Origin of the sequence: Promicromonospora soli (assembly GCF_014653785.1) — a bacterium.
GTDB classification, from domain to species: Bacteria; Actinomycetota; Actinomycetes; order Actinomycetales; family Cellulomonadaceae; genus Promicromonospora; species Promicromonospora soli.
This window is the reverse complement of the sequence record NZ_BNAS01000001.1, coordinates 1121514-1147447: the sequence shown is the minus strand read 5'-3', so window position 1 is coordinate 1147447 and position 25934 is coordinate 1121514. Positions and strand designations below refer to the sequence as shown.

Here is a 25934-nt window from a genome sequence, read left to right as displayed (position 1 = left end):
TGTCCGTCTTAGGCGCAACGGTCGCGCCCACAACCAAGGGATCAGGCGCCGTTGAGGGCTTCGTCCAGTGCCGTCGTCTGGGCCTTGAGGAAGGCCCGGGAGATGGCGGCTTTCGCTTCGAGGGAATCGAAGTTGTGGTAGGCGCCGGGCACTACGTGGAGGGTGGTGGCGACGCCGGCCTGCTGCAGTCGCCGGGCGTAGGTGACGTCCTCGTCGTGGAACAGGTCGTTGGTGCCGACGCCGATCCATGCGGGCGGCAGGCCGGAGAGGTCGTCGTAGCGGGCCGGCGCGGCCAGCGGGGGCACGTTGCCGACCGCGGTGGCGGAGCCGAGGTAGCCGCGCCAGCCGAACCGGTTGCTCTTCTGGCTCCAGATGCGGAGCCGCCGCGGGTCGATGTCGGTGCGGGTCGTGGTCCGGTCGTCCAGCATCGGGTAGGACAGCAGCTGCAGGACCGGACGGATCTCGCCGCGTTCTTTCGCCAGCAGCGCCAACGAGGCGGCCAGGCCGGCGCCGGCGCTCTGCCCGCCGATGGCGATGCGTGCGGGGTCGATGTCGGGCTGGCCGGCGAGCCAGCGCAGCGCGGTGTAGCAGTCATCCAGCGGCGTCGGGAACGGGTGCTCCGGGGCGAGCCGGTATTCCACCGAGACGACGACGATGCCCAGCTGATCGGCGATCTGGCGGCAGAACTTGCTGTCCTGTGCCGCGTCGCCGAGCACCATTCCGCCGCCGTGGATCCACAACAGCGCGGGCGTCCGAGGCCGGGCCGAAGCCGGCCGGAAGACGTGTACCGACACGTCGTCGTCCACGGAAACGATCTGCGCGTCGGGCCGCCGAGCGTTTCCGGTGAGCCTGGTGAGGACACGGAGCGTGGGAAGCGTTCGGGCGGTGATGAGGGTGCGGGGAAGGAATCGCGCGGCCCGCAGCTGCGGGTTGAAGGGTTGCTCGGTCATCGTCAGTGCGCCGCCCCGGCAAGGAGAGCCGTGATGTTGATCTTCCCGGTCTGCAACTTCGCGTCGTGGGGCTCGGGGACCCCGCCGTCGGTGATGTACAACCGATTGCCGCGAACCGCGGTGGCGGAGGGTGAGGCGAGACCGTCCGCGCTGGTCAGGACTGGCTTGTAGGTGCCGTCCGGGTAGACCACCACGATCCTGTCCGGGCCGTTCTGCGAGGAGGAGCCGTTCTGCGCCACGAACACCACATCGGACCAGGGGGTCAGGAAGCTGAGATCGTCGATGTTGGGCAGGCCGCCCGCGACAAGGCGGATGGGACCGGCAGCGCCGGCGGGGGTGACCGGTACCTTCAGCAGTGTTCCCTGGTTGAAGTTGCTGACCCACAGTGCGCCGTTGTGGAACCTGAGCCCGTTGGCGCCGATCGGCAGGGCTTCGGTCGGCACGGGTGCGAGCGCAGCGTCGGTCAGCCACGAGGTCACCGGTCCGCCGGAGACCGGGACGGACCAGATGGTGGCCTGGAAGCTGTCGGCGATGTAGAGGGTGTCCCCGGCCGGGTCGATGGCCAGCCCGTTGGGGCCCGCGCCTACGGGCAGCGCGGCGATCCGCTGTGAGGTGCCGTCCAGACGCAGCGCGTACACGCCGTTCCTGGCAGCGTTGCCCGGGGCGAACACGCTGTAGTAGACGGTGCCGTCATCGCCGCGGGTGTTGCCGCTGATCGCCTCGCCCACCTGCCCGGTGGCGAGCACCGTGCGCTGTCCGGACGCGGAGATCCGCATCAGCTGCGGCGCGTGGGTGCGCTCGCACACCGCGCAGCTGCCGAGCAGCGACAGGGTCACTGAGCCGTCGGGGTTGACGGTGATGTTCTCGGGGATCTCGCCTGCGGCGTAGTCGAACGTCGCCGCGGTCTTCACGTCGGTGACGACGGGTCCGGGATACGGGTGTCCCGTCCCTGCGGACGCGGACGGCGCCGCGAGGACGGCCGCCGTCGCGGCGACCGCCAGGGCGATTCCGATGTTCCTCTGCAGAAGGCGTCTTGCGCTCGATGCGCGGCGGGGGGCCGTCTGCTGGCCTTGATGCTGCATGACTCTCCTCAAGAGATCTGCGAATGACTGGTCGATGGACTTTCGGCAGCTGGTGTCAGCTCGGCATCCGGTTGAACCTGCGGATGACGCGGTCGAAGATCCGGGCCGGGGCGACGCGGTACACCGCGTTGATGGCCCGGGCGGTCGAACCGGCGGTGCGCCGCAGCTTCGGGTTCCGGTCGGTGGCCGCCCCGACGATCACCTTGGCGACGACGGCGGGGTCGTCACCGCTGGTGAGGTTCTTCGCCAGCAGCTCGTCGTAGTTGCGCCGTCCCGCCGCGTAGAGCGGCATGGGGGTGTCGGCCTCCACGCTGTGGCCTGCGAACGGAGTGTTGATCGGGCCGGGTTCGACGAGCAGGACCCGGACGCCGTGCTCGCGGACCTCGTGGTCCAGCGACTGGGAGTAGCCCTCGACCGCATGCTTGGTGGCCACGTAGACGGACATGAACGGGCTGGGGACGAACCCGCTGAGGGACGAGACGTTGATGATTCGTCCGCGTCCTTGCGCCCGCATGTGCGGTAGGACGGCCTTGGTCGTCCGCATGACGCCGTAGACGTTGATGTCGAAGATGTCCTGCGTCTGGGTGATCGAGAACTCCTCGCCTGCGCCGGTTGAGCCGACGCCGGCGTTGTTGACCAGGACGTCGACGCGGCCGAACCGGTCGATCACCTGCTTGATGGCTGAGGCGACCGATTCGTCGCTGGTCACGTCGAGGTCGAGGTAGGTGACCCCGGCGGGCGGTGTGAGGTGCGCGGTGTTGCGGCCGGTTCCGATCACCTCGAAGCCCGCGGCGGCCAGTGCGGTCGCTGCCGCCTTGCCGATGCCTGACGTGGCGCCCGTTACCAGCGCGATCTGCCCAGTTCCTGCCATCACGATCTCCTCCAGGTTTAGATTACGTTCGTACGACAATAGGAGGACGGCAGTCTCCGGGGCAAGGCTTTCCAGAAATTAGATGATGGTCGTACTGTTTTGGCTCGCTAGCAGGGCTACTCCAGAGGACCCAGAAGGGACTGCGCCACGGTCGCGTGGGCAGCGTCGTCGCTGGACGGGTGGAAGATCCCCGCGAGCACGTCCCGGTAAAGACGGCCCAGCTCGGACCGGTTGAAGTAGGTCGAGCCGCCCGACACGCGGACCGCCTGGTCCACGACCTCCCGTGCCGCCTCGGTGACTCGCACCTTGAGCCCGGCGGTCGCCCGGAACCAGCCCGCCCCACGGTCCAGCGTGGGGTCCGACGCCGACGCGTCGAGGTCCCGTGTGATCCCGTCGATCTGGAGCCAGACGCTGTCCTGCGCCAGCGCCATGTCGGCGATTCGGCGCCGCACGTCGGTGTCCTGCGCGTAGGTCTTGCCGGTCTTCATCGACGTGCGGCGTTCCGCGGCCTCGACCGCGAGCTCCAGCGCGCGGTCCGCGATCCCGGCGTACACCGAGGCGAGCAGCACCTCGAACGACGTGAAGATCCCCAGGACATACGGGTCCAGCGACGGCCCGGGCGGCAGCAGGCGCACGACTCGGTCGGCGGGCGCGTGGGCGCCGTCGAGCACCGTGGACCGCGACTGGGAGGCGCGCATGCCGATCGTGTCCCAGTCGTCGAGGATCTCGAACCCGCCGCCCTCGCGCGTGACGAAGGCGTGCACGAGCCGGGGCTCGCCGTCCTTGCCGCCGGACGATTCGAGGCCCAGCACGCCCAGCCTCGTCCAGGCGGGGGAGTTGGACGTGAAGATCTTGCGGCCGTGGAACGAGTACCCGCCGGAGCCGTCGGGCCGCGCCTCCGTGCGCGAGCCGAGCAGCACCAGGTCGTTGCCCGGCTCCGAGTAGCCGAAGCCGAACACCTCGCCCGAAACCACCTCCGAGAGCAGCCAGTCCAGCGACGTGTCCCCGCGGTCGTGCAGGTAGCGAGCCACGGCGACCCACACGTGGTGCATGTTCACCGCCAGCGCCGTCGCCGGCGCGTGTGCGGACAGCCGGGCCTGCTCGTGGGCGGTCTCCCGCAGCGTGAGGCCGGCACCCCCGAGGGCCGTGGGGACCATGGCGCGGAGGTAGCCGACGGCCTGGAGGTCGGCCAGGTCCTCGGCGAAGAAGGCGTTGTCGCGGTCGTAGTCGGCGGCGCGCTCGCGCAGGCCTGCGAGCAGACTGTCGGACAGGAGGTGGGTCACGCCCTGAGGCTAACCCCGCGACGGATGCCGATGGGCAAGGTGCGCGGCGGACGGTGTGACGGTGGGGATGGCCGGGAGCGCGGGGGGCAGTACGGCGGGCTGGAGCCGCCGGGCGCGCACGGCCACGTACAGCTCGGCGGCGGCACGCGGATCGTTGACGTCGCGGCCCGTCAGCTCGGCGATGCGCGCCAGCCGGTTCAGCACCGTGTTCCGGTGGCAGTGCAGCGCCGCGGCCGCCCGGGTGCCCGACCCGCCGTGCTCGAACCACGCCTCGATCGTCCCGAGCAGCAGCTCGAGGTCCCGGGGATCGCGGTCCTTGAGCCCGCTGAGGACGGCGGTGGCGAGCTCGGCGGCGCGCTCGCCGTCGGCCACCAGCAGGGCGTCCAGCGGACGGTCGCCGTAACGGGAGAGCCCGACCTGGCCCGGCGTCAGGGACCGCACCGCTACGCGCGCCTGGGTGAGAGCGGTGGGCGCGTCGGCGAGGCTCGTGAACGGGCGGCTCGCGCCGGTCCGGGCGTGCACGGCAAGGCCGGCCAGGGTGTCGTGGGCGTCCTCCGAGGTGGGCGCCGCCACGAGCGTCAGCCGTTCGCCCTCGTGGGTCAGCCAGCGCGTGGTCACCCGCACGAGGTCTGCGCGTTGCGAGTCCATGTCCGGCGGATTCGTATCAGCCGGATTCGTATCAGCCCCGCCTGCTCTCGGCGGCCCGACGCCGACGCCGACCGGCCCGACGCCGACCTCGCGCGGGACTGCCGCCGGGACCCGGGGCGTGCCGGCCGCCGGGACCGGCGGCATGCCGGGCGCCGTGACCGCGACGACCAGCATCACGTCGGCGGGCAGGCCGAGCGCGCGCCGCGCGGTCTCGAGGTCGTGCACGGCCCCGGTCAGGACCCCGCGCAGCAGCTCGGTGCGGGCCATGTTCTCGCCGAGGCCGGCGGCCGCCTCCAGGTGGGTCTGCACCGCGACGTTCGACGAACGTTCGATAGCTGCCCAGACCAGCGAGGAGGCGCGCAGCAGGGCGGTGGTGTCGGTCTGGTCGCGCAGCCGCCGGGCGAGCTCGTCCCAGATGCGCAGGCCGGCCAGCCGGTACGCATGCTGCAAGAGGTCCAGCGGCATGCCCTCGGCGGCCGTGACCCGTCCGGTCTCCCGGGCGGGCGCGAGCGACGAGGTCTCACCGGCGAGCGCGGCGAGGATCTCCGCGAGGTTGGCCCGGACCAGCGGCTGCACGACGGCGGCCGGGAGCCGTGTCTCGCGGTAGACCGGCTCGGCGTGCAGGATCCCGTCGGCGACCTGCTCGCTCAGCAGGTCCAGCGCATCGCGGAGGTCATGACGCCCAGTCATGGCGATGTCCGACATGCCAGGCAGCCTAACCGCGGCCGGACCGTTGTGCACTGAAGATCGAAACGGAAACCGCAGGTCACAGCGACTGGGTCTCGCCCCGGACCGGTCCGGGCCCCTAGGCTGGCCCCCGGGCTATTGGAGTGCCGGTCAGTGACAGCCGATGTGGCGGTCGAACGTAACGCGGTCGAAGGGGACAGCTGATGAGCGTGACGGACACGCAAGCCACCACGGAGCGTGAGCTCGACCGGGCGGTCGAGGAGCTCAAGGTAGGCGCGGAGCGATGGGCGCAGCTGCCCGTCGCGGGCAGGGGGGCGCTGTTCCGGAGGGTCCACGCGTCGATCGCGGAGGTCGCCGAGGAGTGGGCGACGGCCGCCGCCGAGGCCAAGCACGTCTCGCCGTCAGCGCCGTACGCGGGCGAGGAGTGGATGACCGGGCCGTACGGCGCTCTGGAGAGCGCGGCCACCTACGCGCAGTCCTACGAGGCGCTCGCAGCGGGCAGGTCGCCGGTTGAAGGGCTCGACGTCGTCGCCGCGCCGGGCGACCGCGTGGCGGTGCGGGTGCTGCCCCGCACGGCCAAGGAATGGGTGCTGTTCAACGGCTTCCAGGCCGAGGTCTGGATGCCGCCGGGCGTGACCGAGCAGCAGGTGCGCGGCGAGGCGGGTCTGGGCGCAGGCAAGGTGGGCCGGTACGGCGGCGTCGGGCTCGTGCTGGGCGCCGGCAACATCTCGTCGATCGCGCCGCTCGACGCGTTCTACGAGCTCGTGGCGCACAACCGCGCCTCCCTCGTGAAGCTCAACCCCACGTTCGCCGGCCTGCTCGGGGTGTACCGCAAGGCGCTCGCGCCCCTCGTCGAGGCCGGTGTGGTCCGGATCGTCAACGGGGACGGCGCCGCCGGCGCCTACCTCACGCGGCACAGCGGGATCGACAAGGTGCACATCACCGGCTCCGCGGTTACCCATGACGCCATCGTCTGGGGCACCGGCGAGGCGGCCGAGCGGCGTCGGGCAGCCAACGACCCCAGGCTGCGGGTGCCGATCAGCAGCGAGCTGGGCGGCGTCGCGCCCATGATCGTGGTTCCCGGCCGGTGGAGCGCCGCCGACCTGCGGTTCCAGGCCGAGCACCTGGTCTCCATGCGCCTGCACAACGCGGGCCACAACTGCATCGCCGGCCAGGTGGTCGTGCTGTCGGCGGGCTGGGCCCAGAAGGACGCGTTCCTCGACGAGCTGCGCCGCGCCCTGGCGCAGATGCCGGCCCGCGACCCGTGGTACCCGGGCACCGACGCCAAGGTAGTGCGGGCGGACCAGGCGCACCCCGACGCCGAGCACGTGAGCGGCAGGATCCTGATGGAGGTCGCCGCGGGCGACCCGGCCTGCACCGACGAGTACTTCGCACCCGTGCTGGCGTGGACGCAGCTGCCGGGCCAGGGCGCGGAGTTCCTGCGCGCCGCCGTCCGCTTCGCCAACGACTCCCTGTACGGGACCCTGGGCGCCAACGTGGTGGTGCGGCCCGAGGACCGCAGGGCGATGGGCACCGCGTTCGACGCCGCGATCGCCGACCTGCGCTACGGCAGCATCGCGATCAACGCGTGGACGGGCGTGAGCTTCCTCCTGCCGGGTGCCACGTGGGGCGCGTTCCCCGGGCACACGGTGGCCGACGTCGGCTCCGGGATCGACGTCGTGCACAACGGGTACCTGCTGTCCGGGCCGGAGCGCACCGTCCTGACCGGGCCGTTCCGTCCGTTCCCGCGCAGCGTGCTGCACGGCGAGCTCACGCTCTTCCCGAAGCCGCCGTGGTTCAGTGGCTCGCGGAGCGTGACGGACACGGGCCGCCGGCTGACCCGGTACGCGGTGTCGTCGTCGTGGGGCAGGCTGGTGCCGGTCCTGCTCGCCGCGTTCCGTGCGTAGCCACGCGGCCTGACGCCAATGCTCTTCCGCCGTACCCACGTGGTCCGGCGACCGCGCCGGGCCAACGGGGGCCCGACGACCGAGACGAAGGAGACCAATGATGGTTATCCGGAGCACGCTGCCGGACGTGCAGATCCCGTCCGTCAGCGTCTACGAGTACCTGTTCGGCGAGATCACCGACGAGGAGCTGGACCGCGTGGCGGTGGTCGACGGCGTCAGCGGGGCGGAGACGACGTTCCGTTCGCTCCTTGCGCAGGTCGACGCGGTGGCGGGCGCGGTAGCGGCGCGGGGGTTCGGCGTCGGCGACGTCGTCGCCCTGCACGCGCCGAACGTCCCCGCCTACGTCACGGTGTTCCACGGCCTGCTGCTGGCCGGGGTCACCGTGACCACCGTCAACGCCCTGGCCAGCGCCCCGGAGATCACCAAGCAGCTGGTCGACTCGGGCGCGCGGCTGATGATCACCGTGTCCCCGCTGCTCGGGGCCGGCGAGGCCGGAGCCAGGGGCGCGGGCCTCGCACAGGAGCAGCTGGTGGTGCTCGACGGCGACTCGGCCGTGGCGCCGGGATACGCCTCCCTGGCCGACCTGCTGGCCGAGCCGCACCCCGCGCCGGACGTGTCGTTCGACCCGGCGACGCACCTCGCGGTGCTGCCGTACTCGTCCGGCACGACGGGCAGTCCCAAGGGCGTCATGCTGACGCACACCAACCTCGTGGCGAATGTGATCCAGTCCCTCGCGATCGGCGTCGGGCCCGACGACGTGGTGCCGTGCGTGCTGCCGTTCTTCCACATCTACGGCATGACGGTGCTGCTCAACCTGGCCCTGCGCACCCGGGCGAAGCTCGTGACGCTCCCGAGGTTCGACCTGGCGCAGTACCTCGGGGTGATCCAGGAGTACCACGCGACGTTCCTGTTCGTGGCGCCGCCCATCGCGCTCGCGCTGGCGAAGCACCCGCTCGTGGACTCCTACGACGTGTCGAGCGTGCGGGCCGTCCTGTCGGGCGCCGCGCCGTTCGGCGAGAAGCTCGCGCAGGCTGTCCGCGACCGGCTCGGTGAGGCCGTGCGCGTGCAGCAGGGCTACGGCATGACCGAGATGTCGCCGGTCTCGCACGTCATCCCGTTCGACCGGACGGACATCTCGGCGGGGACGGTCGGCCTGCTCGTGGCCAAGATGGAGGCGAAGATCGTCGACCCGGCGACGGGCGCGGAGATCGAGCAGCCGGCCGAGGGTGTCTCCGGCCCGGGCGAGCTGCTGTGCCGCGGGCCGAACGTCATGGTGGGCTACCTCGGCAACCCCCTGGCGACGGCGGACACCCTGGAGCCGGACGGGTTCATGCACACGGGCGACATCGTCACGGTCGACGCCGACGGCGTGTTCCGCGTGGTGGACCGGCTCAAGGAGCTCATCAAGTACAAGGGCTACCAGGTTCCGCCGGCGGAGCTGGAGGCGTTGCTGCTGTCCCACCCCAAGATCTCGGACGCCGCGGTGATCGGCCTGCCCGACGAGGAGGCCGGCGAGATCCCGAAGGCGTTCGTCGTGCCGGCCGCCGGGGAGTCGCTGACCGAGGACGAGGTCATGGCGTTCGTCGCCGAGCAGGTGGCTCCGTACAAGAAGGTGCGCTCCGTCGAGTTCATCGAGGCGGTGCCGAAGTCGGCGTCGGGGAAGATCCTGCGCAAGGACCTCAGGGCTGCCCCGTAGGTCCGGCCCCGTAGGTCCGGTCACCTAGGTCCGGTAGGGTCGGGCGCGATGTCGCACCACACACCAGAACCAGCCTCCGCCGGGGCGAACCCCGCGCCGACGCCGGACGCCGCTGCCAAGACACGCGTAGTGATCCTGTTCGGCGGCCGCTCCGGCGAGCACGGGATCTCCGTCGCCACCGCCGGTGGCGTGATGGGCGCCATCGACCGCTCGAAGTACGAGGTGGTGCCCATCGGCATCACCCCGAACGGGCAGTGGGTGATCGCTGCCGACGAGCCCGAGCGCTGGGCCATCACCGACGGCAAGGCCGCCGAGGTCCCCGCGTCCGACACCGAGGTGGTGCTCCCGCTGACCGTGGGCGACGCCGGCCTGCGCGTGCTGGAGCCCGGCCGGGTGCCGTCGGCCCTGGCCGACGTCGATGTCGTGTTCCCGCTGCTGCACGGACCGTACGGCGAGGACGGGACCGTCCAGGGCCTGCTCGAGCTCGCCGACGCCCGGTACGTCGGGTCCGGCGTCCTGGCGTCCGCCGTCGGCATGGACAAGCACTTCATGAAGATGGTGTTCGCCGGGCAGGGCCTGCCGATCGGCCCGTACGCCGTGATCAAGCCGGGCGACTGGGACAACCGCCGCGACGTCGTCGTGCAGAGCATCGAGCCCCTGGGGCTCCCGCTGTTCGTCAAGCCGGCCCGCGCCGGCTCGTCGCTCGGCGTCTCCCGGGTGGACTCCCTGGACGAGCTGCCCGCCGCTGTCGAGGAAGCGCGCAAGCACGACCCCAAGGTGATCGTCGAGGCGGCCATCGTCGGCCGGGAGATCGAGTGCGCGGTGCTTGGCGGCCGGGGCGGGGCGCGCCCGCGGGCGTCCCTGCCGGGCGAGATCGTGGTCACCGACGAGACCAAGAACGGCTTCTACGACTACGAGGCCAAGTACTTCGACGAGGCGTCGGTGCAGCTCACCTGCCCGGCCGACCTGCCGGACCACGTCATCAAGGAGGTCCAGGAGATCGCGGTGCGGACGTTCGAGGCCGTCGGCGCCGAGGGCCTGTCGCGGGTGGACGTGTTCGTGACGCCCGGCGACCAGGTGGTGGTCAACGAGATCAACACCATGCCGGGCTTCACGCCGTTCTCGATGTATCCGCGCATGTGGGACGCCTCCGGTGTGAGCTACCCCGAGCTGATCGACGAGCTCATCCAGCTCGCCCTCGAGCGGCCCACCGGTCTGCGCTGATCGCCTGTACTCTGCACCTCATTACCGACGATACGGACTGGTCCGGACAGGCTGACCAGGGCGGGTTGCAGGGCTCTGAGGAGGCAGGATGTGGGGCGGGCCGCGCTACCAGTACGCCGTGCGTGAGGTGCGGATCGCCAACGGGATGCTCACCATCGGGTTCACCACGTTCGCCCTGAGCAACATCGTCCGGGTCGAGGTGGTCGGCGTGGCGAAGCCCCAGCCGATCGGCCCCTGGGCGAACCAGGTGGCCTACCCGTTCGGGATAGTCGCCGTGATAGTCCTGCTGCTCCGGCTCGTGGGCGCCGACGGCGTCCCGTGGGAGGCGGCCCTCGCCATGGCCTGCGCGGGCCTCGCGTGGCCGGCCGCGCGCGTGTGGCAGCGCTCACTGTTCTGGAAGCCGCTGTGGAAGTTCCCGGTCTTCGCCCTGCAGATGGTCACCGCCACCCAGCACGTGCACCGCATCTGCGCGCACGACTCGAGGCATCTCGTGGCGCTCGCGGAGCTGCTGGGCGCGGCGATGAAGAACCCGAAGATCTCCTACAACGGGAGCATCCAGCTCATCTCGAACGCCGACGTGCTGCACACCATGGAGGCCGGCAAGGACTCGATGGTGCGCTGACCCGGGTTCTGATCCGGGTGCGCCGGCCCGTGGCGCCGGCTCAGCGCACGGTCGGGTGCGGCTCCAGGCCGAACCGCACCAGCAGCGAGGAGACCATGTCCTCGTGGAGCGCCACGTGGTCGCCGAACGCGAACTCCTGGTGCCCGTACACAGCCATGCACTGCAGGCCGTAGACCTGCCGCCAGCTTGTCACCATGAGGTGGGCGACGCCGAGCGGCAGGTCGTGCCCGCCCACGGCGTCGCGGTACTCGCGTACCTGCCGGGCCAGCTCCGGGTCGATCTCGTCGTCCGCCGGGTAGGCGATTCCCGACGCCGCCAGGTCGCGGAAGAACGGCACGTAGTGGCCCCCGACCATCTCGGCCATGCGGCGCTGGAGCGCGCGGCTGTCGGCGAGCTCGGAGCGGATGCCCGATCCGATGACCAGGTCGAACTCCGCCGGGTTGCGGACCGCCCAGTCGAGCGAGGTCCGGGTGGAGGCAACCAGGGCCGCGGCGATGTCACCGGGCGCCTGCCGGGCGACGGCGGCGCTGAGCATGTCCAGCACCTCCTCGACGATCAGCACGCAGAGCTGCGCGATGACGTCCTGCCGGTTCTCGAAGTGCCGGTACAGCGCGGGCGGCGTGACGCCGACCTCCTTCGCTACGGCGGCCATCGTGAGCTTGCTCAGGCCGTGCTGCCCGGCAAGCTGGTGGCGGGCAGCGGCGAGCACCTCACGGCGCAGCTCGTCGCGCAGCCGTTCGCGCCGGGACCGCACCGGCGGGGCGGCGTCCGTCGTCGGAACCGGGCTCACTGACACTCCTTCGTGGCGGGGACCTGGGTCACGGCGCCGGCAAGGTCGGCGATGAACGACGTCGAATGGCTCTCGGTGACCGTCGGCGGCACGATCACCTCGACCGCGGGCTCGCGGCCGTAGGTGACGAACGACCAGGTGCCCTTGTCGTCGGTGGTCACTATCCAGTCGACGGCGGTCCCGTCGCCCGAGTCCACGTGCTGGCAGTCCCCGGACGGGCCGAGCTGGGCGACGCCGCAGCGCATCGTGACGGCACCACCCGGTTCGCCCCAGGCTGCGGTCGCCTGGGCATTCGTCGGCACCTTCGGCAGGTCCGGACCGAGCTCTTCGGGGACGGCGAGCATCACCTCCGCGCACTTCGGGTCGGCGGCCTCCGGCGCCACCTCCACCCCGATCGCCCGCGCGCATCCCGCCAGGGCCCCGATCGCGAGAACGGCGGACAGAGCGGTGAAGAACCGGGCGGGAAGCACGGAGACACGTTACCCGCCCGCGGATGGTGCCCGTCCCCGACGCACCCTCGCCCTACCCCTGCCTGCCCTCTTGTCAGACGCACGGGTAACCCCGGGTGACCTGTACGTCTGACACGCGCGCCGGGTCCGCATGCCGCGCCCGGTCGCCCTGGCACTTAGGGTCTACCAGTGACCCGCGTCCGTGACCTCTCCGAGGAGCAGATCCTCGAACGCATAGTCCCCCTGCTCCCCCGGGGGAGCGCCACCCTGCTCGGGCCCGGCGACGACGCCGCCGTGCTCGCAGCCCCCGACGGCCGGTTCGTGGTCTCGACCGACGTGCTCGTCGAGGACCGCCACTTCCGCACCCGCTGGTCCACGGGATACGACGTCGGTCGGCGTGCCGCCGCGCAGAACCTCGCCGACATCGCGGCGATGGGCGCCAGGCCCACCGCGCTGGTCACGTCCCTCGTGGTGCCCGGCGACACCGACCTGGAGTGGGTGACGGGGCTGGCCAGGGGCCTGAACGACGGCTGCGCGCCGGTCGGCGCCGGTGCCGTGGGCGGAGACCTGTCGGGCGGCCCCTGCCTGGTCGTGAGCATCACCGTGCACGGCGACCTGGAGGGACGAGCGCCGGTGCTGCGGTCGGGCGCACGGCCCGGCGACGTCGTCGCGTACGCCGGACTGCGCGGGTGGTCGGCCGCCGGGCTGGCGCTCCTGGAGGCGGGCCTGGTGCGGGCGCAGGTGTCCCCGGCGCCGCTGGAGGTCACCGACGGCGTGCTGCTCGAGGACGCGTGGGAGCAGCTCGTGGCCGCGCACCTGCGGCCCGACCCGCCGATCACCGCGGGCGTCGTGGCGGCCGAGGCGGGCGCGACCTCGATGCTCGACGTCTCCGACGGCCTCCTGCGTGACGCGGGACGGGTGGCGGCAGCGAGCGGCGTCCGGATCGACCTCGACGCCGGGGCGTTCGCCGCCGACCGGGAGGCGCTGCACTCCGCGGCGCGGGCGGTCGCCGCGGCCACCGGGCTGGGCGACCCCGGATGGGGGCCCGGGACCTCGGACATCAACGGGCTGATCGACCGATGGGTCTGGGCCGGGGGAGAGGACCACGGCCTGCTTGCCACGTTCCCGGCCGGGACACGGCTGCCGGGTGGCTGGGCCGCCGTCGGACTGGTGCTGAGCGCGGACGACGCGGGGCCAGCCGCCGTCACGATCGGCGGGCAGGCGCCCGACGTCGGCCCCGGCTGGGACCACTTCCGAGCGTGATTCAGCGCTTGCGGAAGCGGAGCTGCTTGAGCGGCTGGCCGCCGATCTCGTCGATGCGCTCGGTGCCGTCGGGCTGGAACCCGTGCCGCCGGTAGAAGTGCTGTGCGCGTTCGTTGCCCTCGAGGATCCAGAGGGTGACGACGGCGCCCGGACGCAGGCCGTCGAGCACGGTTCGCATCAGGTCGCGTGCCACGCCGGTACCCCACGCGCGGGGGTGCAGATAGATGGCGTAGATCTCGAGGTGGCCGGGTTCGGCGTCCTCGTCGCGTGACGGGCCCACGCTGGTGAACCCGATGATGCCCGTCTCGTCCTCGGCGACGAGCAGGGTGGTACCCCGTGCGTGCAGGGCCGCGGACCACAGTCCGGCCCGGTCGGCGACTTCGAGCGACGCCAGGTAGGAGTCGGACAGGATCTCAGAGTAAGCACCACGCCAGGAGGCGATGTCGACACGAGCGATGGCTTCGGCGTCAGTCGTCGTTGCTGGGCGGATGGTCACGTCTTCCGGTGCCATCATGGCCTCACCTTTTCACCGCCGGGTGCAGGGCGCAACCACTCCTTGGGGCGAAGATGAAGGTTCGCCCAAAGGTGAAAACGCCCGCCGGGAGGACCCGGCGAGCGTCTTCGTCAAGCATGTGCGGGTCGCGTCGAGCGACCCGGCTGCGGCAGCGTCAGGCCGAAACCTTGCGCGTGACCTTGCCGGCCTTGAGGCAGGAGGTGCACACGTTGACGCGCTTGGGAGTCCCGCCCACGATCGCGCGAACGCGCTGGATGTTCGGGTTCCAGCGACGCTTGGTGCGGATGTGAGAGTGCGAAACGCTGTGCCCGAAGCCCGGGCCCTTGCCGCAGACGTCGCAGTTGGCAGCCACGGTGTCTCCTGAATGTCGTGCACGCCTGTGCAGAAACGACAGCACGACGTGATGGATGGTCTAAAGGGGGACGCCCGGACGCTTCGGAGCAAACGCTTCTCAGCGGCCAGGCAACTTCCACAGAGTACCCGATTGCGGGCCACCCCCTCAAACCGTAACCCCAAGGTGGTGCGTCACACCCTGGGTCGCGCGCGACCCTGTGGATAGCCGGGCGCGACGGGCCCCGCCGCTGGGTACGGTGGGATCCGTCCGAGCGGGCCAGGTTCAGGAGGGCATTGCGTGATCGACGTCGACAGTGGCGGCCGGACGGCTGGTTCCGGTCCGGAGGCGTTCCCGGCCGAAGTCCGGCTCGAGGATCCAGACCTGGTGCGGGCCTGGACCGGTGGTGCGACAGCGGCGCTGCGGCGGGAGCGCGACGCGATCGACCGGGTCAACGTCTTCCCCGTGGCCGACGCCGACACCGGCACCAACCTCTACCTGACCCTCCGCGAGGGGGACCGGGCAGTCGCCGCGGCGCCCGCGGACGCGACGGGGCCGCAGCTCCTGGCGACGCTCGCCCGCGCGGCGCTGCTGGGCGCGCGGGGCAACTCCGGCGTGATCCTCAGCGAGTGGCTGCGTGGGCTGGCGGTCGCCGCCCGGCGCGGTGGCGGTGCGGCGGACCTGCTCACGCGGGCCGCGACATCGGCCCGGTCCGCCGTGGCGATGCCGGCCGAGGGCACGATCCTCACGGCCGCCGACGCCGCGGCGGCCGCCGCACGAGCGGTCGAGGACGGGACCGAGCCCTCGGCCCGACCTGCTGCCGGGCCGCTGCCGGTCGTGACCGCTGCCGCTGCCGCCGCGCGCACGGCCGCGCGAGCAAGCCGGGACGAGCTCGACGTGCTGCGCGAGGCGGGCGTGCTGGACGCCGGTGCACTGGGACTGGTCCTGGTGCTCGACGCGCTCGTCGTCGCGACCGCCGGGGCGACCGGCGGACCGGCGGGCGGAGCCGGGTCCACGGCAGGAGGGTCGGCGGCGGGCGGAGTGTCAGTGGCTGGCGGCAGCATGGATGCCGTGAACCTGGACCAGCTTCTCGACGCGGGTGCGATCCCGGGCGCTCCGGGTCCGGCAGCGCCGGGGCCCGTGGCGCCCACGCCCGAGACGACCGACCCCGAGACGGCCGGCCCCGAGGCGCACGACGCCGGCGCGGGCGCCCTCGAGCTCATGTTCGTGCTCACCGGGCCGGCCGGGGAAGCGTCGGAGACCGTCGCGGCCCGCCTCCGTGGCTCGCTCGCCGAGGTGGGGGACTCGGTGGTCGTGGTCGGCGGGGACACCGGCACCGGAACGGCCGTCTGGCAGGCTCATGTGCACACCGACCACCTCGACCTGGCGCTCGCGATAGCGGGGGAGGCGTCGCGCGCGGGCTCCCTCGCCCAGGTGCACGTGCGGCACCTGGCGGCGGCCGGTCAGCACGAGTGGGGAGTCGTGGCCGCGACCTCGGCCCCCGGGCTGGCCGCGGAGCTCGCGCACGCGGGCGCCGTCGTGCTCCTCACGGGCGGGGTCGGCAGCACCGTAGAGGCCCTGACCCCCGACGACGTCGGCCGCGCCGCCGCATCGACCGGTGCCCGGCGCGTGCTCGTGCTCGGGACGCCGGAGGCGGCCGCCGGCGCCGACACGCAGCTCGACGTCGAGGAGATGATCGTGGTGCCTACGCCCACCGACGCCCATGCCGTCGTGGCGCTCGCCGCCCTCGGAACGCTGCTGCCCATCGGCCTGCCGGACCAGTCCGACGCACTGGGGGCCGTCGACGCGCGAGCGATCCTGGACGAGGCACTCGCCGGACTGACCGTGGCGGACGCGCGGGGCGCCGCCGCGATCGACGTCCTGCGCGAGGCGGCCGGCCCGGAGACCACCGTGGCGACCGTGCTGCTCGACACCGACGTCCCCGCCGACCTGCCCGGCCGGCTCGCCGCGGTCCTCGCGGAGCGCGCCCCCGACGCGGAGCTCGTCGTCCTCGCGACGGGCCGCCCGGGCGACGGGGTGTGCCTCGGCACGGAGTCCGGCGTAGGCCTGGAGATGAGGCAGGGATTCGGGCAGGACCCGGAGGGGGACACATGACCGAGCGGGTGGACGAGCGGCTGGAGCGGGCGTTCGACAAGCGGACGGCGACCGCCCTGGGCAAGCTCGGCCTGCAGACCGTGGGCGACCTGCTGGGCCACTACCCGCGCAGGTACGCCGACCCGGGCGCGCTCTCCGACATCGCGGCGCTCGAGGTCGGTGAGCACGTGACGATCCTGGCCCGGGTGGAGCAGGCGACCGTCCGACCCATGCGCAACCGCAAGGGCGCGCTCATGGAGGTGGTCGTGACGGACGGGAGCAGCCGGCTGTCGCTCACCTTCTTCGGCAAGCACCGCGGCTCGCTCTACAACCACGAGAAGCGCCTGGTTCCAGGGGCGAAGGGCCTGTTCACGGGCACCGTCGGCCTTTACAGGGGATCGCGGCAGCTCACGCACCCGGACTTCACGCTGATGGGGGAGGAGTCCGAGCTCGACAGCGACGAGGCGCTGCTCGAGCACGCGACCAAGCCCATCCCGATCTACCCCGCTGCGGCCGGCATCCCGAGCTGGAAGATCCAGGGTGCGCTGCGCGTCGTCCTCGACACGCTGACCGACGACGACGTGCCCGACCCGGTGCCCTCCGATGTACAGCAGCGTCAGGGGCTGCCCGGACGGGCCGCCGCCCTGCGTAGCCTCCACCGGCCCGCGACGCTCGACGAGGCGTACCAGGCAAGGCACCGGATGCGGTTCGAAGAGGCGTTCGTGCTGCAGGTGGCGCTCGCACAGCGCCGCGCCCGGACCGCCGCCGAGGACGCCACCGCTCGGCCCCCGCTCCCCGCGGGCAAGCCGAGCATCCTCGCGGACTTCGACGCGTCCCTCCCGTTCGTGCTCACCGATGGCCAGCGCCAAGTGGGCGACGAGATCGCCGCCGAGCTCGCCAGCCCCCGCCCGATGCACCGGCTGCTGCAGGGTGAGGTCGGCAGCGGCAAGACGGTGGTCGCGCTGCGCGCCATGCTGCAGGTCGTCGATGCCGGCGGCCAGGCCGCGCTGCTCGCCCCCACCGAGGTGCTCGCCGCGCAGCATGCCAGGACCCTGCGCGCGCTGCTCGGCCCGCTGGCCGACGGCGGCACGCTGTTCGGGGCGGAGCGCACCGGCGCGAGCACCCGGGTGGCGCTGCTGACCGGTTCGCTCGGCGCCAAGGCGCGCAAGGAGGCCCTGCTGCACGCCGCGAGCGGCGAGGCCGGGATCGTGGTGGGCACGCACGCGCTGCTGTCGGAACAGGTGCAGTTCGCCGACCTGGGGCTGGTCGTGGTGGACGAGCAGCACCGGTTCGGCGTCGAGCAGCGGGACGCGCTGCGCGCCAAGGGGCGCGTATCCCCCCACCTCCTGGTCATGACCGCGACGCCCATCCCGCGCACGGTGGCGATGACCGTCTTCGGCGATCTGGAGACGTCGTCCCTCACGGAGGTGCCGGCCGGGCGCGCCGGCATCACCACGGTCGCGGTCCCCGCAGGGAACGTCCGCTGGACGGACCGCACCTGGGCACGCGTGCGCGAGGAGGTCGACGCCGGCCGCCGCGCCTACGTCGTGTGCGCGCGGATCCACCCGGACGAGGACACCCAGGCGCCGGCCAAGGACTTCGACGACGTGCCGGAGTTCCTGGAGCCGACCGGCCCGGGCGGCGAGGCCGCGGCGGACCGCCCGCCGCTGCGCGCCGTCCTCGAAGTGGTCGAGGAGCTGCGCTCGCGGCCCGAGCTTGCGGGTGTCGAGATCGGCGTGCTGCACGGCCAGATGCCGCCCGACCAGAAGGACGCGGCCATGGCCCGGTTCGCCTCCGGCGAGGCGCCCGTCCTGGTCTCCACCACTGTGGTCGAGGTTGGCGTGGACGTCTCCGAGGCCACGGCCATGGTGATCTTCGACGCCGACCGGTTCGGCATCTCCCAGCTCCACCAGCTGCGCGGGCGCGTGGGTCGCGGCACCGACCCCGGCCTGTGCCTCCTGGTGTCCGACGCCGAGCCCGGCACACCCGCCTACGCCAGGCTGGAGGCCATGACCCAGACCACCGACGGATTCAAGCTCGCGAACCTCGACCTGGAGCTGCGCAGCGAGGGCGACGTGCTCGGCGCCGCGCAGTCCGGCCGGACCAGCTCGCTGCGCCTGCTCCGAGTGGTCAAGGACGCCGGTCTCATCGAGGAGGCACGCACCGCGGCCGCCGATGTCGTCGCCGCGTCCCCCGACCTGACGGAGTTCCCGGAGCTCGCGAAGGCGATCCGTGCGCAGCTCGACGAGGACCAGGAGGAATTCCTGGAACGGGCTTGACAGACGGTTGGTGATCGACTTTGTGACCTGCGGCTCGATCAGCAGGCTTGCGCTCCACAGGGTGAAATCATCCGGGTGAAAAGGATGACCCGCTCCTTACTTCTGTAACACGGAGCCGATAGAGTCCCCGCCAGTGATTGTCGAGGCGAAGCATGCGGTCCCTACCGCAACCCCCGCGAAGACCGCGTGGCAGCGCGGGCGACTGCTCGCGCTCGCTTCCGTCGTGGCCGCCGTGCTGCTCCTGGCCCACGAGTACGTGCCGAACCGCTGGGGAAACCTCGGCAGCCTCGTACAGACGTTCCTTCCGTGGCTCGGCCTGGCGGTCCCGCTCGGGATCCTCGCGGCGCTGCTGCGGCGGTCGGCACTCGCGATCCTCGCCGTCCTGCTGCCGCTGGCGGCGTGGATCTGGGTCTTCCTGCCGCAGGTGCGCCCGGTGGAGGCCGCCCCGGGCGACCTGACGGTGGTGCAGCACAACGCCAGCGACGCCAACACCGACGTCGCGGGCACCGCCAAGGTGCTCCTCGCCGCCGAGCCGGACGTCGTGACGCTCGCCGAGGTGTCCGGTGACAGGGCCGAGGAGTACACGCAGGCGTTCGGCGAGGCGCTGCCGCATCACGAGACCCAGGGGAACGTCGGCATCTGGTCGAAGTACCCGCTCAAGGGTGCCAAGGCCGTGGACATCAGGCCCGAGGGCTCCGACGCTCCCTGGGACCGCGCCCTGCGCGTCGTGATTCAGCGGGACGACGTCGGCGTGGCGATGTTCGTGGCGCACCTGCCCACCGTCTGGCTCGGGCGGGGCGGGTTCCAGACGGAGTCGCGCAACTCGAGTGCGTTGCGGCTGGCGGAGGTCGTGAACGCCGAGAAGAGCGACGCCGTGATCGTCGTGGGGGACCTGAACGCCGTCCTGGCGGACGACGCGATAGCGCCGCTGGCCAACCTCGTCACCGCGCCGACGACCGGCTTCGAGTTCACCTTCCCAGCCGTCTTCCCGGTCGTGCAGATCGACCACGTCCTCGCGCGGGGTGCCACCGTCACCGAGGTGCGCGCCCTGGGCAAGACGGGCAGCGACCACCTGCCGGTCGTCGCGCACATCGACACGTCCTCGTCCTGAGCGCAGGCCCTGGCCGCCCTGGTACCAGCCGTTAACACGGAGCCGATAGGGTCCCCGCCAGTGATTGTCGAAGCGAAGCATGCGATCCCTACCGCCACCCCCGCGAAAACCGCGTGGCAGCGCGGGCGGCTGCTCGCGCTCGGTTCGGTCGTCGCGGCCGTGCTGCTCGTGGCCCACGAGTACGTGCCGAACCGCTGGGGAAACCTCGGCAGCCTCGTCCAGACGTTCCTGCCCTGGCTCGGCCTGGCAGTGCCGCTCGGGATCCTCGCGGCGCTGCTGCGGCGGTCGGCGCTCGCGATCCTCGCCGTCCTGCTGCCGCTGGCGGCGTGGATCTGGGTCTTCCTGCCACAGCTGCGCCCGGTGGACCCGGCCCCGGCTGACCTCACCGTGGTGCAGCACAACGTCAGCGACACCAACACCGACGTCGCGGGCACCGCTGAGGTGCTTCTCGCCGCAGAGCCGGACGTCGTGACGCTCACGGAGGTGTCTGAGGCCGCGGCCGAGGAGTACACGCAGGCGTTCGGTGCGGCGCTACCGCACCACGAGACCCAGGGCACCGTCGGCGTCTGGTCCAGGTACCCGCTCAGGGGCAAAGAGGCGGTGGACATCCGGCCCGAGGGCGTCGACGCCTCCTGGGACCGCTGCCTGCGGGTGGTGATCCAGCGCGACGGCGGGGCTGCCGCGCTGTACGTGGCTCATCTGCCGTCCGTCCGGTTCGGGAGCGGCGGGTTCGAGACCGAGCTGCGCAACGCGAGCGCGCAGAGTCTCGCGGAAGCGATCGACGCCGACAAGAACGAGACGATCATCGTCGCCGGCGACCTGAACGCCGTCCTCGCGGACGACGCCATGGCGCCGCTGACCAACCTCGTCACCGCGCCGACGACCGGCTTCGAGCTCACCTATCCGGCGGTCTTCCCGGTCGTGCAGATCGACCATGTCCTCGCACGCGGCGCCACCGTGACGGAGGTGCGCGCCCTGGACAAGACGGGCAGCGACCACCTGCCGGTCGTCGCGCACGTCGACACGCCCTGGTCGTAGCTCCGGTCGGGGCCGCCTGGTCCGTGCACCGCCCGCCCGGGTTAGGCTCGCGGGCGTGACCAGGATCGTTGCGGGCGCTCTCGGCGGCCGCACCATAGCGGTGCCGCCCAAGGGCACGCGCCCCACGAGCGACCGCGTCCGCGAGGCGATCTTCTCCCGCCTGGAGCACCTCGACGTGCTCGACGGCGCCCGCGTGCTCGACCTCTACGCCGGCTCGGGCGCGCTCGGGCTGGAGGCGGCCAGCCGCGGCGCGGCGTCGGTGACCCTGGTGGACAGCGCACGCCCGGCGGCCGACGTCGCGCGCCGGAACGTCGCCGGGCTGGGCCTGACCGGCGTGCGCGTCGTCGCGGAGACCGCTGAGCGGTTCGCGGCGGCGCTGGCGGGCGCGGCGTCGGGTCGGGGGACCGGCCTGCGCCCGGGCGCGTCGTCCGGCGGGGCGCTGGACCTCGTCTTCCTCGACCCGCCCTACGACCTCGCCGAGGACGCGCTGGCGATCGTCCTGACGCACCTGGCCGCGCCGGGCGTCCTGGCCGGCGGCGCGGTAGTGGTGGTCGAGCGCTCGATCCGAACCCCCGAGCCGGCCTGGCCGGACGGCCTGGCGCCGTTCGCGCGCAAGGACTACGGGGAGACGGCGGTCTACTACGCCGAACCCTCGGACGCGGAGCCGTCGGACGATGCAGCGCCGTCCGACGCAGGGCCGTCGGATAGCGTGGGCGCGTGACCACTGTCGTCTGCCCCGGTTCGTTCGACCCCATCACTCTCGGCCACCTCGACGTGGTGCGCCGCGCCGCCACGATGTTCGACGACGTAGTTGTCGGCGTCGCGAAGAACCCCGGCAAGTCGGGCCTCCTGGACCTGGAGACGCGCGCGGAGCTCGTCCGCGCCGCCGTGTTCTCCGCCGCGCAGAACGAGCCCGCGATGGCCGGGGTGCGGGTCGCCGTCGTGCCGGGGCTGCTGGTGGACTTCTGCCGGGAGGTCGGTGCGGTCGCCGTCGTGAAGGGCCTGCGCGGGGGTGCCGACTTCGACGCGGAGCAGCCGATGGCGCTCATGAACCGGCACCTGTCGGGCGTCGAGACGATCTTCCTGCCGGGCGACCAGCGGTACGCGCACGTCGCGTCGTCGCTCGTGAAGGACATCGCGCGGCACGGCGGCCCGGTCGAGGACCTGGTTCCGGCGGGGGTCACGGCCGCACTGAAGTCGGCGCTGGGACAGCCGCCCACCGGCTCGTGAGGCCTGTCACCCCGCACGGGCGCGCGTGAGGCCCGATCCATGTCGTAGGATTGGCTTTTGGTCCCTGGCGTGACGTTATGCGCCGGTCCACCCCTCCTTCATCGTCCTCACGGACATTGCCCTGACACTGCCCTCATGGAGTCTGCTATTTCCCGCGAACCGAACTCGCCGCTCGTGCTCGACACGCACGAGCTCTCTCGGCGTGCCGGATCGATGCGTACGCACAGCCTGACCGTGCAAGCGCCGTCGGACCTCGGCACCGCCGTGATCGGTATCCCGGAAGGCTCTGACCTCGAGCTGGATCTGCGGCTCGAGTCGGTGATGGAGGGCGTGCTGGTCTCCGGCACGGTCCGCGGCACGGTCAAGGGCGAGTGCAGCCGCTGCCTCGACGACATCTCCCACGAGATCACGGTCGACATCATGGAGCTGTTCGCCTACCCCGAGAAGGCCGCCGCGTCGGCCGAGGCGGGGGACGACGAGGTGGAGGACGAGGAGTCGGTCCTCGACGACGACATGGCTGACCTGGAGCCTCCGCTTCGGGATTCGGTCGTGACTGCACTACCATTTCAACCGCTGTGCCGGGAGGACTGCCCGGGCCTGTGCTCCGAGTGCGGAGCGCGCCTGGCTGACGACCCCGGTCATCACCATGACGTAGTCGACCCTCGCTGGTCGGCGCTACAGAGCATGCTCGAATCTACGAGCGTGTCGGACGAGACGAAAGAGAGCTAGCCGTGGCTGTTCCGAAGCGCAAGATGTCGCGCAGCAACACCCGTGCGCGTCGCTCGCAGTGGAAGACCACCGCAGCGACCCTCACCACTTGCCCGTCGTGCCAGGGCAACAAGCTGCCGCACACGGCGTGCCCGACGTGCGGCACCTACAAGGGTCGTACGTACCGCGACGCCCTGAAGACCGTTCACGCGGGCTGACGTGGCCAAGGGCGGGACGTCGCCGGCAAGGCCGGAACCTACCGCGCTGCTCGAGAAGCTCGGGGTCCATCTGGACCCCGAGCTTCTTGTGCTGGCACTGACCCATCGGTCGTTCGCGCACGAGGCTGGGGGCATCCCCACGAACGAGCGCCTGGAGTTCCTGGGCGACACCGTGCTGGGGCTGGTGGTGACCGAGGCGCTGTACCGGCGTCACCCGGACCAGTCCGAGGGCGACCTGGCGCGCATGCGCGCGGCCACGGTGTCGCAGCGTGCGCTCGCCGCGATCGCGCGCACCCTCGGTCTGGGCAAGTACGTGCTGCTCGGCAAGGGCGAGATCCGCACGCGCGGCTTCGAGAAGGACTCGATCCTGTCGGACACGGTCGAGGCCCTGATCGGCGCGACCTACCTCTCGCACGGGCTGGAGACGTCGCGCGAGCTGGTGCACCGGCTGGTGGACTCGACGCTCGACGTCGCGGCCAGCCTGGGTGCCGGGCTCGACTGGAAGACGTCGCTGCAGGAGGCCGCCGCCGAGCGCGGTCTGGGCTCGCCCGACTACATCGCCACGTTCGAGGGGCCGGAGCACGCGCGGATCTTCCACTCGACCGTCGTGATCGACGGCGTCACCTACGGTTCCGGCTCCGGCAGTGCGAAGAAGCACGCCGAGCAGGGCGCCGCGGAGGAGACCTACCGGACCCTGCTGGAGAGGTTCCCGCTGCCCAAGCCCGGGGACGCAGGCCAGGCCGGGACGGGCAGCGCGGGTGCCGCCTCCGGGAGCAGGGCCCCGGCCTCCGGTGCCTGAGCTTCCCGAGGTCGAGACTGTCCGGGACGGTCTCGACCGTCTGGTCGTCGGTGCGGTGGTGCGCGACGTCGAGGTGTTCCGCGAGTACAGCGTCCGACGGCACGACGGCGGCCCGGACTCGTTCCGCGACCAGCTCACCGGCCGGCGTCTGACCGCCGCGGTGCGCCGCGGCAAGTTCCTCTGGCTACCGCTCGCGGAGCCCGCCCCGGCGGTCGAGCCCGCCCCGGCGGTCGAACCAGCCGCGGTGGTCGAGCCTGTCGAGACCCGCCCGGCCGCCGCGCTCCTGGCGCACCTGGGGATGTCGGGGCAGCTGCTCGTGCGCGGCGCGGTCGTGAGCGGGGAGCTGGGGCCAGGGCCGAGTGCGGTGCTCGAGCCGGGCGCACAGCCGGGTCCGGGCACGGCCGCGGACGACTGGCGGCACCCTCACCTGCGCGTTCGTCTGCACCTGGCCGATGCGCCGTCCGGGGCGCGGTACCTCGACTTCGTGGACCAGCGCACGTTCGGGCACCTCAGCGTCCAGGACCTGGTGCCCGCCGACGGCGGTCCGTCCCGGGGGAGCGAGGCTCGGGCGCTGGGCGCCCCGGCGTCGGCGGGCATTCCGACGCCGGCCGACGCGGCGTCGAGCATTCCCGCCGGGCACGGCTCGGACCTGCCCGTGCTGCCCGAGCCGGTGGCGCACATCGCCCGCGACCTGCTCGACCCGAGTCTCGACCTGGACGACCTCGTGCGGCGGGTCCGCCGACGTCGGACCCAGGTCAAGCGGGCCTTGCTGGACCAGACCGTCGTGTCGGGCGTGGGCAACATCTATGCCGACGAGGCGCTGTGGCGGGCGCAGGTGCACTGGGCCCGGGCGACCGACAAGCTCAAGGCCTCGGACGTGCGCCGGGTACTGGACTCGGCGGCCGAGGTCATGCGGGAGGCCCTGGCCCAGGGCGGCACGAGCTTCGACGAGCTGTACGTCAACGTGAACGGCCAGTCGGGGTACTTCGACCGGTCGCTCGCCGTGTACGGGCGCGAGAACGAGGCCTGTCGGCGCTGCGGCACGCCGGTGCGCCGCGACGCGTTCATGAACCGGTCGTCGTTCAGCTGCCCGATCTGCCAGCCCGCCCCCCGCGCCCCGAAGCGTTAGTTGCCCACAACCAGGTACTACCTGGCGACGACGTTGCGGAGGTCGCCGCCCTGGCGCCATGCCGTGAGCTGGTCGGCCACGAATCGCGCCGCGCGGCGCGGGCGCCCGCCGGCGACGTGCGGCGTGAGAATCAGGTTCGGCACGTCCCACAGCGGCGAGGCCTCGGGCAGCGGCTCGGTCTCCATGACGTCGAGCGCCGCGCCGGCGAGCCGCCCGGAACGCAGGGCGTCCACCAGGGCAGCCTCGTCGACCGTCGCACCCCGGCCGACGTTGACGAACCGCGCGGTCGGCGGCAGCAGGCTCAGCAGGCGAGCGTCGAGAATGTGCTGAGTGGCGGGGATGGCCGGCAGCAGCGAGACGAGCAGGTCGGTCTCGGCCAGCAGCGCGTCCAGGCCGTCGGGTCCCACCACGGGATAGCCGGAACGTTCGCCGGCGCGCGAGGCGACGCCGGTCACCTCGGCGCCGAGCGCGGTCAGGAGCGGAGCGAGCCGCAGGGCGATCGAGCCGAAACCCCAGATCGTCACGCGTGCGCCGTCGAGCGTGTACTCGCGGTCCGTGACCGGATCCGCCTGGGCGAACGCGATCTCCTTGGCCCAGCGGTGCTCCCGCTGCGCGGCCAGGGACGCGTCGATCCGGCGGACCGACGCGAGGATCAGGGCAAGGGTGTGCTCGGTCACGGTGTCGTCGTGCAGTGACTGGCCTGAGGCGATGACGACGTCGGGCGCGAATCCCGCGCGCAGCACCAGGTCCGGCCCGGCCGAGAGGGTCTGTATCCAGCGCAGCCGCGTCAGCCGGCGGGCGGCGTCGGCGAGCACCTTGGGCGGGTTGGACCAGGTGATCAGCACCTCGGCGTCGGTGTGCTCCTCGGGCACCGGCTCGCCCATCGCGTAGGTGGCGACGGTGTCGGTGCCACCGGGCGCGAAGGAGGCTCCGCCGTCGGGCAGCAGGGACGGGAAGTCGAGGTCGAACGGCACGTCCGGTGCGAGGATCTTCACGCCGGGGACGTTACCG

Annotated in this window: 25 protein-coding genes; 15 read left to right on the top strand and 10 right to left on the bottom strand. The window is 72.2% G+C overall.

Going from position 1 to position 25934, the window contains the following annotated elements:
* Window positions 1-41 precede the first annotated feature (41 nt).
* The 5 genes from IE250_RS05220 to IE250_RS05200 form a co-directional block, all read right to left on the bottom strand.
* Window positions 42-950, bottom strand: a complete 909-nt coding sequence (locus tag IE250_RS05220; RefSeq protein WP_189668141.1) for an alpha/beta hydrolase — start codon at window positions 948-950, stop codon at window positions 42-44.
* Window positions 951-952: 2 nt separating this feature from the next.
* Window positions 953-2032, bottom strand: a complete 1080-nt coding sequence (locus IE250_RS05215; protein WP_229872137.1) for an SMP-30/gluconolactonase/LRE family protein — start codon at window positions 2030-2032, stop codon at window positions 953-955.
* Between the two features lie 55 nt (window positions 2033-2087).
* The gene (locus tag IE250_RS05210; protein WP_189668140.1) at window positions 2088-2903 is read right to left on the bottom strand and encodes an oxidoreductase; all 816 of its coding nucleotides are present in this window, start codon (window positions 2901-2903) and stop codon (window positions 2088-2090) included.
* A 116-nt stretch (window positions 2904-3019) separates the two neighbouring features.
* Window positions 3020-4186: an acyl-CoA dehydrogenase family protein gene (locus IE250_RS05205; protein WP_189668139.1), complete on the bottom strand. Its 1167-nt coding sequence runs from the start codon at window positions 4184-4186 to the stop codon at window positions 3020-3022.
* A gap of 9 nt (window positions 4187-4195) precedes the next feature.
* Window positions 4196-5539, bottom strand: coding sequence for a PucR family transcriptional regulator (locus IE250_RS05200; RefSeq protein WP_229872136.1), 1344 nt, complete (start codon window positions 5537-5539; stop codon window positions 4196-4198).
* A gap of 185 nt (window positions 5540-5724) precedes the next feature.
* On the opposite strand from IE250_RS05200, the gene IE250_RS05195 reads away from it, so the two are divergent.
* The 4 genes from IE250_RS05195 to IE250_RS05180 all read left to right on the top strand — a co-directional run bounded on the left by IE250_RS05195 (window position 5725) and on the right by IE250_RS05180 (window position 10970).
* Window positions 5725-7428 (top strand): aldehyde dehydrogenase family protein, encoded by a 1704-nt coding sequence (locus IE250_RS05195; RefSeq protein ID WP_189668138.1) that lies wholly within the window; start codon window positions 5725-5727, stop codon window positions 7426-7428.
* A 100-nt stretch (window positions 7429-7528) separates the two neighbouring features.
* Window positions 7529-9124 carry an AMP-binding protein gene (locus IE250_RS05190; RefSeq protein ID WP_189668137.1) on the top strand — a complete coding sequence of 532 codons (1596 nt, stop codon included), beginning with the start codon at window positions 7529-7531 and terminating at the stop codon, window positions 9122-9124.
* A gap of 48 nt (window positions 9125-9172) precedes the next feature.
* On the top strand, window positions 9173-10348 hold the full coding sequence (locus tag IE250_RS05185; protein ID WP_229872135.1) for a D-alanine--D-alanine ligase family protein: 1176 nt from the start codon (window positions 9173-9175) through the stop codon (window positions 10346-10348).
* Between the two features lie 88 nt (window positions 10349-10436).
* Window positions 10437-10970: a hypothetical protein gene (locus IE250_RS05180; protein WP_189668136.1), complete on the top strand. Its 534-nt coding sequence runs from the start codon at window positions 10437-10439 to the stop codon at window positions 10968-10970.
* Between the two features lie 40 nt (window positions 10971-11010).
* Here IE250_RS05180 and IE250_RS05175 read toward each other — a convergent pair whose 3' ends face one another.
* Window positions 11011-11760: a TetR/AcrR family transcriptional regulator gene (locus tag IE250_RS05175; RefSeq protein ID WP_189668135.1), complete on the bottom strand. Its 750-nt coding sequence runs from the start codon at window positions 11758-11760 to the stop codon at window positions 11011-11013.
* The gene (locus tag IE250_RS05170) at window positions 11757-12230 is read right to left on the bottom strand and encodes a DUF3515 family protein (protein ID WP_189668134.1); all 474 of its coding nucleotides are present in this window, start codon (window positions 12228-12230) and stop codon (window positions 11757-11759) included. The genes IE250_RS05175 and IE250_RS05170 overlap by 4 nt, the downstream gene beginning before the upstream one ends.
* Window positions 12231-12398: 168 nt before the next feature.
* Between IE250_RS05170 and IE250_RS05165 the strand changes: the two genes are divergently transcribed.
* Window positions 12399-13472, top strand: coding sequence for a thiamine-phosphate kinase (locus tag IE250_RS05165; protein ID WP_189668133.1), 1074 nt, complete (start codon window positions 12399-12401; stop codon window positions 13470-13472).
* Between the two features lies 1 nt (window position 13473).
* Here IE250_RS05165 and IE250_RS05160 read toward each other — a convergent pair whose 3' ends face one another.
* A complete protein-coding gene (locus IE250_RS05160) occupies window positions 13474-13986 on the bottom strand; it encodes a GNAT family N-acetyltransferase (RefSeq protein WP_308434107.1) in 513 nt (170 codons plus the stop codon).
* Between the two features lie 154 nt (window positions 13987-14140).
* Window positions 14141-14338 (bottom strand): 50S ribosomal protein L28, encoded by a 198-nt coding sequence (gene rpmB, locus IE250_RS05155; RefSeq protein WP_119143026.1) that lies wholly within the window; start codon window positions 14336-14338, stop codon window positions 14141-14143.
* A gap of 279 nt (window positions 14339-14617) precedes the next feature.
* Here rpmB and IE250_RS05150 point away from each other — a divergent pair, with 279 nt between their 5' ends.
* From IE250_RS05150 to IE250_RS05105, 10 genes are all read left to right on the top strand, one after another.
* Entirely contained in the window at window positions 14618-16432 is a 1815-nt protein-coding gene (locus IE250_RS05150) for a DAK2 domain-containing protein (protein ID WP_229872134.1), read from the top strand.
* The gene (locus IE250_RS05145; RefSeq protein ID WP_189668132.1) at window positions 16429-18690 is read left to right on the top strand and encodes an ATP-dependent DNA helicase RecG; all 2262 of its coding nucleotides are present in this window, start codon (window positions 16429-16431) and stop codon (window positions 18688-18690) included. Before IE250_RS05150 ends, IE250_RS05145 begins: the two co-directional genes overlap by 4 nt.
* Window positions 18691-18823: 133 nt before the next feature.
* Complete coding sequence (locus IE250_RS05140; protein ID WP_189668131.1) at window positions 18824-19801, top strand: endonuclease/exonuclease/phosphatase family protein; 978 nt, start codon at window positions 18824-18826, stop codon at window positions 19799-19801.
* Between the two features lie 60 nt (window positions 19802-19861).
* Window positions 19862-20839 carry an endonuclease/exonuclease/phosphatase family protein gene (locus IE250_RS05135; RefSeq protein ID WP_229872133.1) on the top strand — a complete coding sequence of 326 codons (978 nt, stop codon included), beginning with the start codon at window positions 19862-19864 and terminating at the stop codon, window positions 20837-20839.
* 55 nt (window positions 20840-20894) lie between these two features.
* Window positions 20895-21560, top strand: a complete 666-nt coding sequence (locus tag IE250_RS05130; RefSeq protein WP_189668130.1) for an RsmD family RNA methyltransferase — start codon at window positions 20895-20897, stop codon at window positions 21558-21560.
* Window positions 21557-22069: a pantetheine-phosphate adenylyltransferase gene (gene coaD / locus IE250_RS05125; protein WP_189668129.1), complete on the top strand. Its 513-nt coding sequence runs from the start codon at window positions 21557-21559 to the stop codon at window positions 22067-22069. The genes IE250_RS05130 and coaD overlap by 4 nt, the downstream gene beginning before the upstream one ends.
* A 135-nt stretch (window positions 22070-22204) precedes the next feature.
* A complete protein-coding gene (locus IE250_RS05120) occupies window positions 22205-22798 on the top strand; it encodes a YceD family protein (protein WP_189668128.1) in 594 nt (197 codons plus the stop codon).
* A 2-nt stretch (window positions 22799-22800) separates the two neighbouring features.
* Window positions 22801-22995, top strand: coding sequence for a 50S ribosomal protein L32 (gene rpmF, locus IE250_RS05115; RefSeq protein ID WP_189668127.1), 195 nt, complete (start codon window positions 22801-22803; stop codon window positions 22993-22995).
* Window position 22996: 1 nt separating this feature from the next.
* Window positions 22997-23794, top strand: coding sequence for a ribonuclease III (gene rnc, locus IE250_RS05110; protein WP_229872132.1), 798 nt, complete (start codon window positions 22997-22999; stop codon window positions 23792-23794).
* Entirely contained in the window at window positions 23787-24923 is a 1137-nt protein-coding gene (locus IE250_RS05105; protein ID WP_189668126.1) for a DNA-formamidopyrimidine glycosylase family protein, read from the top strand. The genes rnc and IE250_RS05105 overlap by 8 nt, the downstream gene beginning before the upstream one ends.
* Window positions 24924-24940: 17 nt before the next feature.
* On the opposite strand, the gene IE250_RS05100 is transcribed toward IE250_RS05105, so the two are convergent.
* Entirely contained in the window at window positions 24941-25918 is a 978-nt protein-coding gene (locus tag IE250_RS05100; RefSeq protein ID WP_189668125.1) for an NAD(P)-dependent oxidoreductase, read from the bottom strand.
* Between the last annotated feature and the right edge of the window lie 16 nt (window positions 25919-25934).

Bases quoted from the DNA above. Each gene is read 5' to 3' on its own strand.
- IE250_RS05210 (WP_189668140.1), bottom strand. From the start codon at position 2,903: ATGGCAGGAACTGGGCAGATCGCGCTGGTAACGGGCGCCACGTCAGGC.
- IE250_RS05200 (WP_229872136.1), bottom strand. From the start codon at position 5,539: ATGTCGGACATCGCCATGACTGGGCGTCATGACCTCCGCGATGCGCTG.
- IE250_RS05180 (WP_189668136.1), top strand. From the start codon at position 10,437: ATGTGGGGCGGGCCGCGCTACCAGTACGCCGTGCGTGAGGTGCGGATC.
- IE250_RS05195 (WP_189668138.1), top strand. From the start codon at position 5,725: ATGAGCGTGACGGACACGCAAGCCACCACGGAGCGTGAGCTCGACCGG.
- IE250_RS05120 (WP_189668128.1), top strand. From the start codon at position 22,205: ATGGAGTCTGCTATTTCCCGCGAACCGAACTCGCCGCTCGTGCTCGAC.
- IE250_RS05190 (WP_189668137.1), top strand. From the start codon at position 7,529: ATGGTTATCCGGAGCACGCTGCCGGACGTGCAGATCCCGTCCGTCAGC.
- IE250_RS05160 (WP_308434107.1), bottom strand. From the start codon at position 13,986: ATGATGGCACCGGAAGACGTGACCATCCGCCCAGCAACGACGACTGAC.
- IE250_RS05185 (WP_229872135.1), top strand. From the start codon at position 9,173: ATGTCGCACCACACACCAGAACCAGCCTCCGCCGGGGCGAACCCCGCG.
- IE250_RS05215 (WP_229872137.1), bottom strand. From the start codon at position 2,032: ATGCAGCATCAAGGCCAGCAGACGGCCCCCCGCCGCGCATCGAGCGCA.
- IE250_RS05220 (WP_189668141.1), bottom strand. From the start codon at position 950: ATGACCGAGCAACCCTTCAACCCGCAGCTGCGGGCCGCGCGATTCCTT.
- IE250_RS05145 (WP_189668132.1), top strand. From the start codon at position 16,429: ATGACCGAGCGGGTGGACGAGCGGCTGGAGCGGGCGTTCGACAAGCGG.